Here is a 15,660-nt window from a genome sequence, read left to right on the forward strand (position 1 = left end):
CGAGCCGCACCCACAACAACAGGAGACAGACATGCGAATTCTGATAGCCGAAGATGACCAGGTGCTTGCCGATGGATTGCTGCGCACCTTGCGCAGCGCAGGCGCGGCCGTAGACCATGTGGCCAGTGGCTCCGAGGCCGATGCGGCCTTGATGACCAACAACGAATTCGACTTGCTGATCCTGGATCTGGGCCTGCCCAAGATGCACGGCCTGGAAGTGCTCAAACGCTTGCGCGCCAGAGGCTCCACATTGCCGGTGCTGATCCTCACGGCGGCAGACAGCGTCGAAGAACGCGTCAAGGGCCTGGACTACGGCGCTGACGACTACATGGCCAAACCCTTCAGCCTGCAAGAACTCGAAGCCCGCGTGCGCGCCCTGACGCGCCGGGGCATGGGCGGTGCCACCTCGCAAATCAAGCACGGCCCGTTGATCTATGACCAGTCCGGTCGTGTGGCCACGATCGACGGCAAGATGGTGGAGTTGTCCGCACGTGAGCTGGGCCTGCTGGAAGTGCTGTTGCAGCGTGCCGGTCGTCTGGTCAGCAAAGACCAGTTGGTCGAGCGCCTGTGCGAGTGGGGCGAAGAGGTCAGCAACAACGCCATTGAGGTGTACATCCACCGCCTGCGCAAGAAGATCGAAAAAGGCCCGATCCGCATCGCCACAGTGCGTGGCTTGGGCTACTGCCTTGAAAAAATCCCGGGCTGAGCGCCCGGTGATTTGACACGCACCCCACGTCAACCCAGGACGCCGCCATGAAATCACGCGGCTGGAACGTGCGCATCTTCAAGCGCGAACAGCGCTCCTTGTTCGGGGAAATCCTCGACTGGATGCTCACGCCACTGCTGCTGCTGTGGCCGATCAGTCTGGCCCTGACCTGGCTGGTGGCGCAAGGCCTGGCCAACAAGCCCTTTGACCGGGCACTGGTCTACAACGTGCAAGCGCTGGCCCAGCAGGTCAAGTTGGGGCCTGACAAACGCGTGCAATTCAACCTGCCCCAGCCGGCCAGCGAATTGCTGCGTGCCGACGAGACCGATCTGGTTTATTACCAGGTGCGTGGTGGGCATCAAGAGCACTTGAGTGGCGAACGCGATTTGCCCTTGCCGCCCGCAGACCAGGACAAGGGCAGCAGCTACGAAGTGCACATCCGCGATGACGAGATGCGTGGCCTGGAGGTGCGCGTGGCCTACACCTGGATACGTCTGGATGCCGAGGGCAAGCACCCGGCTTTGGTGCAGGTGGCCGAAACGCGGGAAAAGCGGTCCGTGTTGGCGGCAGAAATCATCAAGGGCGTGATGCTCCCCCAGTTCGCCCTTTTGCCTTTGGCGGTGCTTTTGGTCTGGCTGGCGCTGGTGCGCGGCATCAAGCCCTTGTCGGAATTGGAAGAGCGCATCCGTGCACGCAAACCTGACGACCTGAGCCCCCTCGATGACAAAGCCGTGCCCATGGAGGTGGCCCCCTTGGTGGTGTCGGTGAACGACTTGCTGGAGCGCTTGAAAGATTCCATCGTCACGCAAAAACGCTTTTTAGCCGATGCGGCGCACCAGCTCAAAACCCCGTTGGCGGGCTTGCGCATGCAGGCCGACCTGGCGCAGCGCTCGGGTTCGAGTGAAGAAGACCTGAAAAAATCCTTGAAGCAAATTGGCCGCGCCAGCGTCCAGGCCACGCACACGGTGAACCAACTGTTGTCATTGGCCCGTGCGGAAGGCGGCGGCACGCATGTGCCGCAGCAAAGTTGCGACATGGTCCTGCTGGCCAGCGAAGTGCTGCAAGACTGTCTGCCCCGCGCCATGGACAAGGGCCTGGACCTGGGCTATGAGGGCGTGGATGCAGGCACGCCGGGTGCGCAGGTGCAAGGCAATCCGACTTTGCTGAAAGAAATGCTGCGCAACCTGGTGGAAAACGCCGTCCACTACACCCCCAGCACACCCGAGCGCCAGGGTGTGGTCACGGTGCGTGTTCTGGTTGACCCGTACAGCAAAGCGCTGGTCATGCAGGTGGAAGACAACGGCCTGGGCATTCCTTTGGCCGAGCGCGATCTGGTGTTCCAGCCGTTTTACCGGGCCTTGGGCACCAATGTGGATGGCTCGGGTTTGGGTTTGCCCATCGTCAAAGAAATCGCCCAGCAACACGGTGCCTCGGTCACGGTCGATGCCGCCCATCCCAGCCACACCCCGCCGGGGGCTTGCTTCACGCTGCGCTTCAACGCGCCTGCTTGAGCCTAAGCGCTGCCATTCTCTCTGTGGGAGGCTTCCCCTGCTGCCTAATGCCCGAAATGGCTCCGGCCGCCATTCGCGAGCAAGGGCTCGCTCCCACATGCGCCTCCAAAAGCCCTTGCCTCTGTGGGAGGTCGCCCCTGCGGCCGAATGCCTGAAGGGCCGTTGTCTGCCTTAAGCGGGCTTGCCCATGTTCAGCTGCAAGCGCTCACGCTCGATCACCCGGGCCACGGCGGGTTCGGCCGCTACTTTTTGCACAAAGGCCCACAGCTCGGGGTGTTCTTCGGGCGCGATGCCGGCAATCGTGCCCCAGCGGGTCAATGTCAGGCTGTAGGCGTCCAGCGGGCCAAAGCGCTCACCGGTCAACCAGGTCTGGCCTTTGGCGGCAGCGGCTTTCACGAGCGCTTGCAATTCGCCCAGCATGCCGCGAAACAACTGGGTGTTGTAAGGCTTAAGGGCCGCTTGCACTTCGGCCAGGTCCGAGAATTTTTGCGGCATGAAGATGTGCGTGAAAGTGGGGTGCACGGTGTTGTTCATCCAGGCCAGCGTCGAGATGGCTTGTGCACGGGCCAAGGCCTCTGTGGGCAAGAAACCCATCTGAGGGAACAGCTGGTCCAAGTGCAGGACGATGGCCACGATTTGTGTGACGGGCTGGCCGTTGTTCACCAGCACGGGCACCTGGCCGCGTGGGTTGATGGCTTTGTAGTCGTCGCTGTTTTGCTCGCCTTTGTGCAGCTTGACCATGCTGGGTTCAAATTCGGCACCGCTCATTTCCAGCAGCACATGGGGCACAAAAGAACAGGCACCAGGGGCGAAGTAAAGTTTCAGGCTCATCGGTCAACTCTCCAAATGGGTTAAGGGGTGGTGGCTTTCAGGGCTTTGCCGCTGTCAGGCCATTTTCTGTGGGCGCTGTTTCAGCAGCGATCGGCTGTGCGGCAGCCGGGATGTCGATTTTCAGTGCTTCAGGGCGAATCTGGTTCGCCAGGCGTTCAGGCTCGCGTGCCGTGTTCGGGCCCCAGCCCCAAGGGGCAAAAGCGTCCCATTGCCAGGCCAGCGTGGCCGCATTGAGGATCAGCAAAAGGGCCATCAACCAACGCATCATCTGGATTTGTCCTCGACAGGAAAAGGGCGCACGCTGACTTCGGCGCTGTGAATCTCTTGCAGGCCTGCGTCGGTTTGCAGGCGCAAGGCACCGCTGGCGCTGACACCCAACGCCACACCGAGCAGGCCATCGCTGGTGTGCACGCGCCGACCTTTGAGCACATCGCGCAACTCAAACCGGTTTTGCAGCGGTGCGAAGCCTTCATGCTCGAATGCCAGCAATGTCCGGATCAAAGGCATGGCCACACGTGCCAAGCAGGCAGGCGCGGTCAAGTCGGGCAACAACTCGGTGAGGGCTGCTGGCGCGGTGTTGAGGCCGTCTGCAGGGCGTGGGCGGATGTTCAGGCCGACCCCCACCACCACCTGGCTGCGCCCGCCCATGCTGGCGGCTTCGACCAGAATGCCGCCGAGCTTGCGGTCTTGAAACCACAAATCGTTGGGCCACTTCAGGCCCACATCGGGGTGCAGGCTTTCGGCCAGGCTCAGGCCCACGGCCAGCGACAGGCCGGACCAGTTTTTGGGCGTGAGGGACAAGCTGAGTGAAAAAGTGAGTGAGTCGCCGGGCTGGCTTTGCCAGACGCGGCCCATGCGACCGCGGCCTGCGGTTTGGCGCTCGGCCACCAGCAGCGTAGGTTCGTGCTGGCCAGCGCGTGCCCGGCGCATGAGCTCGCTGTTGCTCGAATCGATCTCGGGCAGCACCTCGACCGTGAAATCGGGCAGCAGGGGGAACACCTGCTCCCAAACCGTTTCAGCAGGCCAGCGTGTGGGCGAGATCATGGTGGCGGTGGCTCAGCTTGCTTGTGGTGGGCGCGAGCCCCTGCTCGCGAATGGTGGCGCTTCGACAAGGCCTGCACAGCTTTGCCCGCATTCGGCCGCAGGGGCGGCCTCCTACAGGGTCAACGCTGCAGGCCAGCATGCGTCAGCCTTTTGGGGTGCCCGCCTTCTTGGGCTTGGTCGCCTTTTTGGCTTTCTCCGCTTTCACGGGCTTGGCCGCTTTGGGCGCTTTGCTCTTGGCTTTCGCCTTGGCCTGGTCTTTCACCTTGGCATCGGCCTTTGACTTGTCTTTCGCAGGCTTGTCTTTTGATTTGGCCTTGGCCTTTTTCTGGCTGGGTGTCTTGGGCGTGTCTTTGCGCTCTTTGGGTGACAGCAGGGTGCCCCGGCAATTGGCGCTGCCGCACCAGCAAGGGTATTCGGCCTTGAGCTTCTTGGTGTAAGGCTCGTCGATGATCAGGCCGTAGTCGTAGTTCAGCTCTTCACCGGCCAAGATGTTGCGGATGGCCTTGATGAAAATGCGGTCCTTGTCTTCGTCGGCTTCGCAGTTCGGGTTGCAGCTGTGGTTGATCCAGCGCGAAGAGTTGCCGCCGTGCAGCGCATCGATCACACGGTCTTCGTTCACATGGAAGTAGAAGGTGTGGTTCGGGTCTTTGGGGTCGTGCGGGTGGCGGTCTTGCGCCTCGTCCCAACTGATGATCTCGCCCACGTACTCGATCAGGGTCTCGCCTTCGGCGAGGTCTTGCAACGCAAAGACGCCCTTGCCGTGCACGCCGGAGCGGCGAACCTGGATGCGTTTGCCGGATGCGCTCGGGGTGGAGCTGCTGGGGGAAGAAACAGAGGTTTTGGCCACGGCGTTAAAAATTTGTTATGGTGAATTCATGTGGGCGTGCGCGTGAGCGCGTGCCCGGGCGCGTGCGCACACGCGAGACAACGGATTGTAATGACATGAAAACATTGGTAATTGCAGAGAAGCCTTCGGTGGCTCAAGACATCGTCAAAGCCTTGACGCCGACCTCCGGCAAGTTCGAGAAACACGACGACCATTTCGAGAACGACCAATACGTCGTCACCAGCGCCGTGGGCCATCTGGTCGAGATCCAGGCCCCCGAGCAATACGACGTGAAACGTGGCAAGTGGAGCTTTGCCAACCTGCCCGTGATCCCGCCGCACTTTGACTTGAAGCCGGTGGACAAAACCAAGAGCCGTCTGACGGCCGTGGTCAGGCAGGCCAAGCGCAAAGACGTGAACGCCCTCATCAACGCCTGTGACGCGGGCCGCGAGGGTGAGTTGATCTTCCGCCTGATCGAGCAGTACGCCGGTGGCACCAAGACCCTGGACAAACCCGTGCAGCGCCTGTGGCTGCAGTCCATGACGCCACAAGCAATCCGCGATGGCTTTGACAACCTGCGCAGCAACACCCAGATGCAGGGCCTGGCCGATGCCGCCCGCAGCCGCTCGGAAGCCGACTGGCTGGTGGGCATCAACGGCACCCGCGCCATGACCGCGTTCAACTCGCGCGATGGCGGCTTCTTTTTGACCACCGTGGGCCGGGTGCAGACCCCCACACTCGCCGTGGTGGTGGAGCGTGAAGAACAAATCCGCAAGTTCGTGAGCCGCGACTATTGGGAAATCCACGCCGAGTTCGGCGCTGCCGCAGGCACCTACCCCGGCAAGTGGTTCGACCCGAAGTGGAAAAAAGAAGAAGACGCCGAAAAGAAAGCCGACCGCCAATGGACGGCTGCTGAGGCGCAAGCCATCGTCAACGCAGTGCGCGACCAAAAAGCCACCGTCACTGAAGAGGCCACGCCCACCACGCAAGCGAGCCCCGGCCTGTTTGACCTGACCAGTCTGCAACGCGAGGCCAACGGCAAGTTCGGCTTCTCGGCCAAGACCACGCTGGCCCTGGCCCAAAGCCTGTATGAGCGCCACAAGGCCCTGACTTACCCGCGTACCGACTCGCGCCACCTGCCTGAAGACTACGTGCCCGTGGCGAAAGAAACCTTCGAGATGCTGGCCGACAGCGGCATGCGCCACCTGGCCCCGCACGCGCTGACGGCGCTCAACAACAACTACGTGCGCAAGATTCCGCGCGTGTTCGACAACAAAAAGGTGTCGGACCACTTCGCCATCATCCCCACGCTGCAAGCGCCCAGCGGCCTGTCCGAGGCCGAGCAAAAGCTCTATGACCTGGTGGTGCGCCGCTTCATGGCGGTGTTCTTCCCCAGCGCCGAATACCAGGTGACCACCCGCATCAGCGTGGCTGCTGGCCACAGCTTCAAAACCGTAGGCAAGGTGCTGGTCAAACCCGGTTGGCTCGCCATTTATGGCAAGGAAGCCGCCGACGAAGTGGAAGACGCCAAAGACGGCGACAAGGGCCAAAACCTGGTGCCGGTGCAGCCGGGCGAGCAGGTCGGTGTCGAATCGGTCGAAGCCAAGGGCCTCAAAACCCGCCCACCGGCACGCTATTCAGAAGCCACGCTGCTGGGCGCCATGGAAGGCGCAGGCAAGATGGTCGACGACGACGAATTGCGCGAAGCCATGCAGGAAAAAGGCCTGGGCACGCCAGCCACCCGCGCCGCCATCATCGAAGGCCTGATCAACGAAAAGTACATGCTGCGCGAAGGCCGCGAGATGATCCCGACGGCCAAAGCCTTCCAGCTCATGACGCTGCTGCGTGGTTTGCAGGTCGAAGAACTGTCCAAGCCCGAGCTGACCGGCGAGTGGGAATACAAGCTCGCCCAGATGGAGCAGGGCAAACTGAGCCGCGCCACCTTCATGGCCGAGATCGCGGCCATGACCGAGCACATCGTCAAGAAAGCCAAAGAATACGACCGCGACACCGTGCCCGGTGACTACGCGACGCTGACCACGCCCTGCCCCAACTGCGGCGGCGTCGTCAAAGAGAACTACCGCAGGTACACCTGCACCGGTGCACAAGGCGCTGCAGAGGGATGCGGCTTCTCGTTTGGCAAGTCGCCTGCTGGCCGCACCTTTGAGCCCGCCGAAGTCGAGCAGTTCATGCGCGACAAAAAGATTGGCCCACTGGACGGTTTCCGCTCCAAAGCCGGTTGGCCTTTCGTGGCCGAGATGGCGCTCAAGTACAACGAAGAAGAAAAGAACTGGAAGCTCGAATTCGACTTCGGAGACGACAAGAAGAACGAAGAGAGCGGCGAGATTGTCGAGTTCACCGACGAGTCGCTGGGCGTTTGCCCCAAATGCGGCAGCGCTGTGCACGAGCACGGCAGCAACTATGTGTGCAGCAAGGCCGTGCCCACCAACGAACAACCCACGCCCAGCTGCGACTTTAAGACCGGCAAGATCATCTTGCAGCAGCCGGTGGAGCGTGAACAGGTCGTCAAATTGCTGAGCACCGGCAAGACCGATTTGCTCGACAAGTTCGTGAGCAACCGCACCCGTCGCAGCTTCAAAGCCATGCTGGCCTGGAACCCCGAAGAGGGCAAAGTGGCCTTCGAGTTCGAGCAGCGCGAAGGCGGCAAGAAATACCCGCCGCGCAAAACAGCGGCTAAAAAGACGCCTTTCGGCAAGCCCGCAGCCAAGAAGACCGCAGCGGTCAAAACCGCCAAAGCCCCTGCCGCCAAAAAAGCCGCCAAGACGGCCGCCCCCAAAGCGCCCCGCAAAGCCGCCGTGGGCACCTTGAAGCCCAGTGCCTCATTGGCCGCCGTGATCGGCGACGGCACTTACGCCCGCACCGAAGTGGTCAAGAAAATCTGGGACTACATCAAGGCCAACAACTTGCAAAACCCGGCAGACAAGCGCTCCATCACCGCCGATAGCAAGCTGCAGGCGGTGTTTGGCAAAGACAGCGCCACCATGTTCGAGCTGGCCGGAATCATTGGCAAGCACCTGAGCTGAGCCTCGTGTGAGCTGAGGTTTTGAACGCCACGCGGGTCGTGGCGTTTTCTTTGGCGCAAGGCATACCCGTCCTGACGTGTAGGTGACGGTATAGACCTTTTGGCTGATGAAAATTGACCGTTGGATGGATTCACGGTGCTTCCTGGTTTTTGCAGACTGTCCTTTTCTTTCATTGACTGAACCAAAGGAACGTCCCATGAACGCCCGATTTGTCAAAACCGCTTCCACAACCGCTTCAATAACCGCTGCCATCGTGCTGGCCGCTTCCACCATGACCGCGCAGGCCCAAGGTGCCAGCTCTGCAGGTGGCGCAAGCCCTGCCGCAGGGTCTGGCTTGGTCAATAAAACAGAGCAATTTGTGGAGCGACAAAAAGAAGCCATCCACCACCAGACGCAAATCCGCACGCAGGAAAAAAACCTGTCGGACACACGCGACCAGATCAAGGTGCAAGAGAAGCTGCTCAAGCAAACGCGTGAACAGATCAAGCGACAAGACCAGATGTTGGTCCGCACGCGCAGCCAGATTCAGGACCACGCGCAAGACAAGCCTGAGTTGCTGGACGCCCTGCGCAAGCAAGAGCAAACCCAAGAGCGGTTGTTGACGCACCTGAAAACCCAAGAGCAAAGCTTGACCCAGGTTCGCGACCAGCTCAAGACCGAAGAGCAGGAGCAGACCCAGGTGCGCGACCAGCTCAAAAAGCGGTGACTATTTCTCGGTCAACCGGATCTTGACGGGCAAGGCCACCAGCAAGGGCTTCAAGACTGCCCAAGCCGCTGCTGGCGTTGCGGTGGCGTCAACTTCGACGGGGGCATCGCCCGTGGCAGTCACTTTGGGCCATTGCGCTGCAGGCGTCTGCAAGGGCGTCAAGGCCTGATGGATCAGACTTTGCACCACGGCGGCTGTGGCCAGCGTGCGCAACTCGGGTTTGTAGATCTTGCCGACGTTGGTCACCGGCATGCGCTGCAGCACCGTGACGGACTTGGGGCGGGCCGGGGCTTCGTCCACGCGGTTGGCCGTGAAGGCCAGCAGCTCGGCTTCGCTCACCTGCGCACCTGCTTTGAGCGTGGCAAACGCCACGGGCAGTTCGCCCGCATAGGCGTCGGGTGCACCCACGGCGGCGCACAGTTCCACGGCGGGGTGGGCACCCAAGGCGTCTTCGATCACCTTGGGGTCGATGTTGTGGCCGCCGCGAATGATCAAATCCTTGGCGCGGCCAGACAGGTGCAAGCGGCCTTGTTCGTCGATGAAGCCCACATCGCCCGTGATGAGCCAGCCGTCCGGCGTGAAACTGCGCGCGGTCTCTAGCGCATCCAGATAGCCCGAAAACAGATTCGGCCCTTGGTAAAGCACCATGCCTTTTTCGACCGCAGGCAGGTCTTGCCCGGTGGCCTGGTCGTCGCTGTTCAAGGCCACAATGCGCACCCGCGCATGCGGCAGCGGCCAGCCCACGCAGCCTGCAGGCGCGCTCAGGCCCGGTGGCGCCACGGTGCTGAGGCCCGCGGTTTCGGTCATGCCCAGGCTTTCGTTGATTTGCAAGCCGAAAGTCTGCTCAAAGCGCTGCGCCAGCTCGGGTGGCAGGGGCGCAGCCCCGGTGCGCACCGCACGCATGCGCGAGATGTCGGCCCCGTTCAGTGGCATGCCCGCCAATGCGGCCAGCACCGTAGGCACGCCCGACATGAGCGTGCAGCGGTGGTGCTCGACCAGCCGCCAATAGTTTTGCACCACTTCGCGGTTGCGAAACAGGCTGGGCGTGGGAATGATCACGTGCATGCCAACGGCCAAAGAACACAGTGCGCCGGGCAGCACACCAGCCACATGGAACAGCGGGTAGCCGTTGATCGTCACATCGCTGGACCGAAAGCCTTGCATGCTGGCGTTGGCCCAGGCGGTGAACACCTGCGCGCCATGGCTGTGCCGCGCCAGTTTGGGCGCACCGGTGGTGCCCCCGGTGTGGAAGTACGCGGCGATGTCGCCCGGCTGGAAAACCCGCCCGCTCAGCAGGCGGTCGCTTGGCTGCTGCTGGCGCAGGGCATGAAAGTCGTGTGTGCCGAGCGGTAAGTTAGACGCTAGAGCATGGCCATCGGGGTGCACGAACAGCACGGTGTGGAGCTGGGGCAATTGGGCTTGCAGGCGCAACGCTTTGTCACGCATCTGGCTGTCGTCGTCCATGCCATGGGCGATCAGCACTTTGGCTTGGCTGGCCTGCAGCAGGGAGAGAAATTTTTCTTCGCTCAGCAAGGGGTTGAGCGGTTGCACAATGCCCGCCGCCTCGCCACCCCACAGGGCCAGGTGGTAGGCCAGCCCACCGGGCAGCAAGATGGCCACCACGTCTTGTGGGCCGATGTGCAGGCTGTGCAGTGCATTGGCCGTCTGGTGGATGCCTTGCAGCAAGCTGCGGTAGGTCCAGGTGGTCGAAGGGCCACCGGGTTGCCCGGTGTGCAAGAACGTGAGCGCGGGCTGGTCGGTGTGGGCTTCGGCACTCGCGCGAATCAGCTCATAAGTGCTGGCCCACGGCATGGCTTGGGCCAAGGGCGTGGCCTCGATGCGGTGAATGTCGGCGAGGGATTGAACGGGAGATGAAACGGTCAGGTGCATGCGCGATGTTAGCCACAGCTTGGTCCGTGCTTTGTCACGCAGGTGGCAAAGCACGGGTGCCTTCAAACGGCCAGCGTCATCAGGCTGGCATTGCCCCCCGCTGCGGCCGTGTTGGTGCTGATGCTGCGCTCGCTCACCAGGCGGGCCAACGGCACGGCGGCATCGCCCGGGCGCAAAGCCGTGAGCGTGACGATGGCCCCCGGGCGCTGCGCCAGCTGCGCTTGCCAGTGCAAGGTGGTGGCTTCGTCGGCGTGCAGCAGTGCCGCGTCCACCGGTTGAGCTTGCGCAAGGTCTTGCAGCGTCACCTGGCTTTGCACCGCAGCAGGCAGCTGGGCGTGCTGCGCCTGCGCAGACAGCGGCCATACGGCGCAGCTGCCCACGGCCAGCACGGCGGCCAGTTGCGTCAGGCGGTCGGCATCGGCGCTGGGCTGCTCACCCGTCAGGCACAGCACCCGCGCACGGGCTTGCACGCAGTACACGTTGCGCTCGCCCGTGGGGCCGCTCAGGGTGGCTTGCAGGCCCGCCGGGCTGGTCGCCGCAAATTGCGCACAGGCATGCGCCAGCGGCAAACGGCTTTGCGTCACCGCCCAATCGTGCAGGGCTTGCAGTGCAGGCGTGGCTTGCGGCAGCGCCGCCGCACCGCTGGCCTGCACGCTGCGCAAGGCGGCGTCTGGCGGGCAGTGTGCCAACAGGCGCAACAGGTAAAGCGGGCCACCCGCCTTGGGGCCAGTGCCCGAGAGGCCTTCACCACCAAAGGGCTGTACGCCGACCACCGCGCCGACCATGTTGCGGTTCACGTAGACATTGCCCGCGTGGGTGTGGTCCATGACCTGCGCGATGGTTTCTTCGATGCGCGAATGCACGCCCAGCGTGAGGGCGTAGCCGGTGTCGTTGATGCTTTTCAGCAAGTTGTTCAGATCACCCCGGGCATAGCGCACGATGTGCAGCACCGGGCCGAACACTTCGCGCTCCAGTTGGGCGATGCTGTCGATCTCGATCAGCGTCGGTTGCACATACGTGCCTGTGGGCAAGGCATGGGATTTTTTTGTGCTGCCGGGTGGTGCGTTTTGGGCAGATTGTGTAGGAGCTTGCCCTGCAAGCGATGGCTTGTGGTCCACAAGCGCCTGATCGCCAGCAGGGCTGGCTCCTACAAAGCCGTGTGTCTGTAAGACGGCGGCTTCAGCCCCGACAAGCGCTTTTTCACCCGCAGCGCCTGCGCCCACGATCTGCCACGCGTCCGGCGTGTTGCGCGATATGCGGTGCACTGGGCAGCCGCTTTGCTGCATGGCGCGCACATGTGCTTCGATGCCTGCGCGGGCTCGCTCGTCGATCACCGGGCCCATGTCCACGCTCAGTTGGGCCGGTGTGCCCAGCGTGATTTCGGCCATTGCGCCTTGCAGCATCTCTACCAAACGGTCCGCCACATCGTCTTGCACGCACAGCACGCGCAGGGCCGAGCAGCGTTGGCCTGCGGCTTCAAAGGCCGAGGCCACGGCATCCGTCACCACCTGCTCCAGCAAGGCCGACGAATCGACCACCATGCAGTTTTGGCCGCCGGTCTCGGCGATCAATGGCACGGGCTGGCCATGGGCGTTCAGGCGTTCGGCCAGCGCCGCTTGCAGCACGCGAGCGGTCTCGGTGGAGCCGGTGAACAGCACGCCTTGCACGCGGGCATCGCGCACCAGCTGTAGGCCCACCTCGCGGCCCTGGCCCGGCAGCAGTTGCACTGCAGGCCGGGGCACGCCCGCTTGCCACAAGGCCTGCACGGCCAGCGCCGCCACGGCGGGTGTGGACTCGGCGGGTTTGGCCAGCACCGGGTTGCCCGCAGCCAGCGCCGCTGCCACCTGCCCCACAAAAATCGCCAGCGGAAAATTCCAGGGGCTGATGCAGACCACTGGGCCCAGCGGCGTGTGGGTGCCGGGGTCAAAGTCGCGTTGCACCTGCGCGGCGTAGTAGCGCAAAAAGTCTACCGCCTCGCGCAGCTCGGCCACTGCGTGGGCCCAGGTCTTGCCCGCTTCGCGCACCAGCAGGGCCATCACGCGGGGTGCATCGGCTTGCAGCAGATCGGCGGTCAGCGTGAGCATGGCGGCGCGTTGTGCGGGCGGTGTGGCGGCCCAGCCGGGTGCGGCTTCGCTGGCCGCTTGCAGGGCAGCCTCTGCATCGGCCGCGCTGGCGTATTGCACCGTGCCCAGCACATCGCTGTGGTCGGCTGGGTTACGAAGGGTGATGCGTTCAGCGCCCACAAAAGGCGTGGCGATCAGAGGTGTCACGGTCACAGTTTGCACCTGCGCCTGCATGTCTAGCGCCAGCTGACGCAGGGTGGGTTCGTGCGCCAGATCGGGCCCGCTGGAGTTGCGGCGGGCCGCGCCATACAGCTGCGCGGGCAGCGCGATCTGCGGGTGCGGCTGGCCAGGGGGGCTGTCTTCACGCTGGGCATCTTCTTCGGTGCGCAACACCGGGTCTTGCACCAGATCGCTGACCGACACGCTGGCGTCGGCCATGCGGTTGACGAACGAGCTGTTGGCCCCGTTCTCCAGCAGGCGGCGCACCAGATAAGCCAGCAGGGTTTCGTGCGTGCCCACGGGGGCGTAAATGCGGCAAGGCCGCTGAAACTGTGTACCCCCACGCAGGCTCACTTCGTGTAGCCCGCTGCCCCCCGAGGGGGTGCTCGCGCCTTGGGACGGCCCGGCGGCGCTCGCTCGCCCGACCACCTGCCGGTACAGCGGCTCGCCCATGCCGTGCAGGCACTGGAACTCGTATTGGCCTGGCGCGTAGTCGCCGTGCATGTCCTGCGCCAGTTGCACGATGGCCGCCAGCGTGTGCGCGTTGTGCGTGGCAAATTGCGGGTACACCGCCTCGGGCGCGGCCAGCAGTTTTTGGGCGCAGGCCAGGTAAGACACATCGGTGTGGTGCTTGCGGGTGTAGACCGGGTAGTCGCTTTGGCCGTCCAGCTGCGCGCGTTTGATCTCGCTGTCCCAATACGCGCCTTTGACCAAACGGACCATCAAGCGGTGCTGAGTGCGGCGCGCCAGATCGACCACGAAGTCGATTACGAAGGGGCAGCGCTTTTGGTAGGCCTGGATCACAAAGCCGATGCCGTGCCAGCCCTGCAGGCTGGGGGCATGGCACAGCGCTTCGAGCAGGTCGAGCGAGATGTCCAAGCGGTCCACCTCTTCGGCGTCGATGTTGAGGCCGATGTCGTAATGCCGTGCCAGCTCGGTGAGCCGCAACACCCGTGGCAACAGTTCATCCATCACGCGCTGGTGTTGGGCGCGGCTGTAACGCGGGTGCAGTGCCGACAGCTTGATCGAGATGCCCGGGCCTTGAATCACGCTCTGCCCATTGGAGGCCTTGCCAATCGCGTGGATGGCGTTTTCATACGAGCGGAAATAGCGCTGCGCGTCGGCCTCGGTCAGCGCCGCTTCGCCCAGCATGTCGTAGGAGTAGCGAAAGCCTTGGACCTCCATGGTGCGGGCGCGTTGCAGCGCCTCGTCAATCGTCTCGCCTGTGACGAACTGCTCGCCCAGCATTTGCATGGCCAGTTGCACGCCCTGGCGGATCAGCGGTTCGCCGCTCTTGCCGATCAGCCGGGTGAGCGAGGCCAGCATCGCGCCCTCGCTGTGCGTGGCCACCAGCTTGCCCGTGAGCAGCAGGCCCCACGATGCGGCATTCACAAACAGCGATGGGCTGCGGCCCACATGCTGGTGCCAGTCGCCCTGGCCAATCTTGTCGCGGATCAGCGCGTCGCGTGTGGCGGCGTCGGGGATGCGCAGCAGCGCCTCGGCCAAGCACATCAGGGCCACGCCTTCTTCGCTGGACAGCGCGTATTCCTGCATCAGGCTTTGCACGCGGCCGGCACGGCCGCCCAATGGACTGCCGGCGCGGCCGCGTTGGCCTTCGCGCATGCCTTGCACCAGTTGCCGGGCCATCGCGTCGGTGCGCTCGGCTTGTGCGGGGCTCATGCGGGCGGCGGCCAGCAAGGGGGCCAGGGCCTGCGCCTCGGGCAGGCGGGTGGCGCGGGCCATGGCTTCGCGCAGGGCGCTGCGTCCTTGTAACGGGCCACCGGGGGTGAAGTGGGCGCCTGTGGGCAGGTTGGTCGGGGTCATGGGGGCGTTCATGGCATTGTCTTCGTGGATTGACATGAATCGCTATCATCCATATATGAAGCTGAGTATTTCACTAAATTTGAATTAATAAACCGGATAAAAATCAGCATGACCACCGAAACCCCAGACATTGACCGCATTGACCGCCGCATCCTGGATTTGCTGCAACGCGACGGCCGCATCAGCAACTTGAAGCTCGCCGAAGCCGTGGCGCTCTCGCCCACGGCGGTGCTGGCGCGGGTGCAGCGCCTCACGCGTGAGGGCTTCATCCTGGGCTACGAAGCACGTTTGAACCCGCTGAAACTGGGCGCGGGGATGATGGTGTTTGTGGAAGTGCTGCTTGATCGCACCAGCCCCAATGTGTTCGACCAGTTCAAGGCGGCGGTGCAGGTGCGCCCCGAGATCATGGAGTGCCACATGGTGGCGGGCGGCTTTGACTATTTGCTCAAGACCCGCGCCGCCGACATGAACGCCTACCGCGAATTTGCGGGCACCGTGCTGTGGCAATTGCCTGGCGTACGCGAGACGCGCACTTATGCGGTGATGGAAGAAGTTAAAAACACAACGGCGTTGGCGCTGTGAACATGCCCACCACATCCAGCCCGCTGATCGTGGTGTTTGACGGACAGTGCCTGCTGTGCAACGGCTGGGTGCGGTTTTTGCTCAGGCACGACCAGCGCGGTGTGTTCCGTTTTGCGGCCATTCAGGGCCGCACCGGCCAAGCCTTGCTGCGGCAAGCGGGCTTGCAGGTCGAAGGCTTGCAAACCCTGTTGCTGGTGGACGGCACCACAAGCTGGCAGCACACCGGTGCGATCTTGCGCATCCTGCACCATCTGGGTTGGCCCTGGCGTGCGGCTTGGGTGGGCTGGCTGGTGCCTGCCGTGCTGCGCGATGCGCTCTACCGTCTGGTGGCCCGTCACCGTTACCGGATTTTTGGGCGGACAGAAACTTGCATGGTCCCGTCGCCCGATGTGGCCGCTCGATTTCTGGATTGAG

At 63.2% G+C, this 15,660-nt stretch carries 12 protein-coding genes; 6 read left to right on the forward strand and 6 right to left on the reverse strand.

Translation table 11 applies throughout. The annotated features are described in order from the left end of the window. Window positions 1–31: 31 nt before the first annotated feature. Together ACZ5VE_RS15240 and ACZ5VE_RS15245 are read left to right on the forward strand one after the other, a co-directional pair. Window positions 32–706 (forward strand): response regulator, encoded by a 675-nt coding sequence (locus ACZ5VE_RS15240; protein ID WP_108406347.1) that lies wholly within the window; start codon window positions 32–34, stop codon window positions 704–706. A gap of 47 nt (window positions 707–753) precedes the next feature. After that, window positions 754–2,217 (forward strand): sensor histidine kinase, encoded by a 1,464-nt coding sequence (locus ACZ5VE_RS15245; protein ID WP_464455956.1) that lies wholly within the window; start codon window positions 754–756, stop codon window positions 2,215–2,217. A gap of 171 nt (window positions 2,218–2,388) precedes the next feature. On the opposite strand, the gene ACZ5VE_RS15250 is transcribed toward ACZ5VE_RS15245, so the two are convergent. The 4 genes from ACZ5VE_RS15250 to ACZ5VE_RS15265 form a co-directional block, all read right to left on the reverse strand. After that, window positions 2,389–3,048, reverse strand: a complete 660-nt coding sequence (locus ACZ5VE_RS15250; protein ID WP_464455957.1) for a glutathione S-transferase family protein — start codon at window positions 3,046–3,048, stop codon at window positions 2,389–2,391. A gap of 37 nt (window positions 3,049–3,085) precedes the next feature. Beyond that, window positions 3,086–3,316, reverse strand: a complete 231-nt coding sequence (locus ACZ5VE_RS15255; protein WP_464455958.1) for a hypothetical protein — start codon at window positions 3,314–3,316, stop codon at window positions 3,086–3,088. Then, window positions 3,313–4,092, reverse strand: coding sequence for a biotin--[acetyl-CoA-carboxylase] ligase (locus tag ACZ5VE_RS15260; protein WP_464455959.1), 780 nt, complete (start codon window positions 4,090–4,092; stop codon window positions 3,313–3,315). Before ACZ5VE_RS15260 ends, ACZ5VE_RS15255 begins: the two co-directional genes overlap by 4 nt. Window positions 4,093–4,234: 142 nt before the next feature. Then, complete coding sequence (locus tag ACZ5VE_RS15265) at window positions 4,235–4,939, reverse strand: SET domain-containing protein (RefSeq protein WP_464455960.1); 705 nt, start codon at window positions 4,937–4,939, stop codon at window positions 4,235–4,237. Window positions 4,940–5,034: 95 nt separating this feature from the next. On the opposite strand from ACZ5VE_RS15265, the gene ACZ5VE_RS15270 reads away from it, so the two are divergent. Both ACZ5VE_RS15270 and ACZ5VE_RS15275 read left to right on the forward strand, forming a co-directional pair. Continuing rightward, window positions 5,035–7,962 (forward strand): DNA topoisomerase III, encoded by a 2,928-nt coding sequence (locus ACZ5VE_RS15270; protein ID WP_464455961.1) that lies wholly within the window; start codon window positions 5,035–5,037, stop codon window positions 7,960–7,962. 196 nt (window positions 7,963–8,158) lie between these two features. After that, window positions 8,159–8,668, forward strand: coding sequence for a hypothetical protein (locus ACZ5VE_RS15275; protein ID WP_464455962.1), 510 nt, complete (start codon window positions 8,159–8,161; stop codon window positions 8,666–8,668). On the opposite strand, the gene ACZ5VE_RS15280 is transcribed toward ACZ5VE_RS15275, so the two are convergent. Together ACZ5VE_RS15280 and ACZ5VE_RS15285 are read right to left on the reverse strand one after the other, a co-directional pair. Further along, complete coding sequence (locus tag ACZ5VE_RS15280) at window positions 8,669–10,558, reverse strand: acyl-CoA synthetase (RefSeq protein WP_464455963.1); 1,890 nt, start codon at window positions 10,556–10,558, stop codon at window positions 8,669–8,671. A 62-nt stretch (window positions 10,559–10,620) separates the two neighbouring features. Beyond that, window positions 10,621–14,664: a proline dehydrogenase family protein gene (locus tag ACZ5VE_RS15285; protein ID WP_464457516.1), complete on the reverse strand. Its 4,044-nt coding sequence runs from the start codon at window positions 14,662–14,664 to the stop codon at window positions 10,621–10,623. Between the two features lie 108 nt (window positions 14,665–14,772). On the opposite strand from ACZ5VE_RS15285, the gene ACZ5VE_RS15290 reads away from it, so the two are divergent. Together ACZ5VE_RS15290 and ACZ5VE_RS15295 are read left to right on the forward strand one after the other, a co-directional pair. After that, complete coding sequence (locus ACZ5VE_RS15290) at window positions 14,773–15,246, forward strand: Lrp/AsnC ligand binding domain-containing protein (RefSeq protein WP_464455964.1); 474 nt, start codon at window positions 14,773–14,775, stop codon at window positions 15,244–15,246. A gap of 23 nt (window positions 15,247–15,269) precedes the next feature. Further along, complete coding sequence (locus ACZ5VE_RS15295) at window positions 15,270–15,659, forward strand: thiol-disulfide oxidoreductase DCC family protein (RefSeq protein ID WP_464457517.1); 390 nt, start codon at window positions 15,270–15,272, stop codon at window positions 15,657–15,659. The last annotated feature ends 1 nt before the right edge of the window (window position 15,660 follow it).

The organism is Limnohabitans sp. INBF003 (assembly GCF_055396645.1).

Excerpts from the sequence above, each read along its gene's own strand:
- ACZ5VE_RS15240 (WP_108406347.1), top strand. The coding sequence starts at position 32 with ATGCGAATTCTGATAGCCGAAGATGACCAGGTGCTTGCCGATGGATTG.
- ACZ5VE_RS15245 (WP_464455956.1), top strand. The coding sequence starts at position 754 with ATGAAATCACGCGGCTGGAACGTGCGCATCTTCAAGCGCGAACAGCGC.
- ACZ5VE_RS15250 (WP_464455957.1), bottom strand. The coding sequence starts at position 3,048 with ATGAGCCTGAAACTTTACTTCGCCCCTGGTGCCTGTTCTTTTGTGCCC.
- ACZ5VE_RS15255 (WP_464455958.1), bottom strand. The coding sequence starts at position 3,316 with ATGATGCGTTGGTTGATGGCCCTTTTGCTGATCCTCAATGCGGCCACG.
- ACZ5VE_RS15260 (WP_464455959.1), bottom strand. The coding sequence starts at position 4,092 with ATGATCTCGCCCACACGCTGGCCTGCTGAAACGGTTTGGGAGCAGGTG.
- ACZ5VE_RS15270 (WP_464455961.1), top strand. The coding sequence starts at position 5,035 with ATGAAAACATTGGTAATTGCAGAGAAGCCTTCGGTGGCTCAAGACATC.
- ACZ5VE_RS15275 (WP_464455962.1), top strand. The coding sequence starts at position 8,159 with ATGAACGCCCGATTTGTCAAAACCGCTTCCACAACCGCTTCAATAACC.
- ACZ5VE_RS15280 (WP_464455963.1), bottom strand. The coding sequence starts at position 10,558 with ATGCACCTGACCGTTTCATCTCCCGTTCAATCCCTCGCCGACATTCAC.
- ACZ5VE_RS15285 (WP_464457516.1), bottom strand. The coding sequence starts at position 14,664 with ATGACCCCGACCAACCTGCCCACAGGCGCCCACTTCACCCCCGGTGGC.
- ACZ5VE_RS15290 (WP_464455964.1), top strand. The coding sequence starts at position 14,773 with ATGACCACCGAAACCCCAGACATTGACCGCATTGACCGCCGCATCCTG.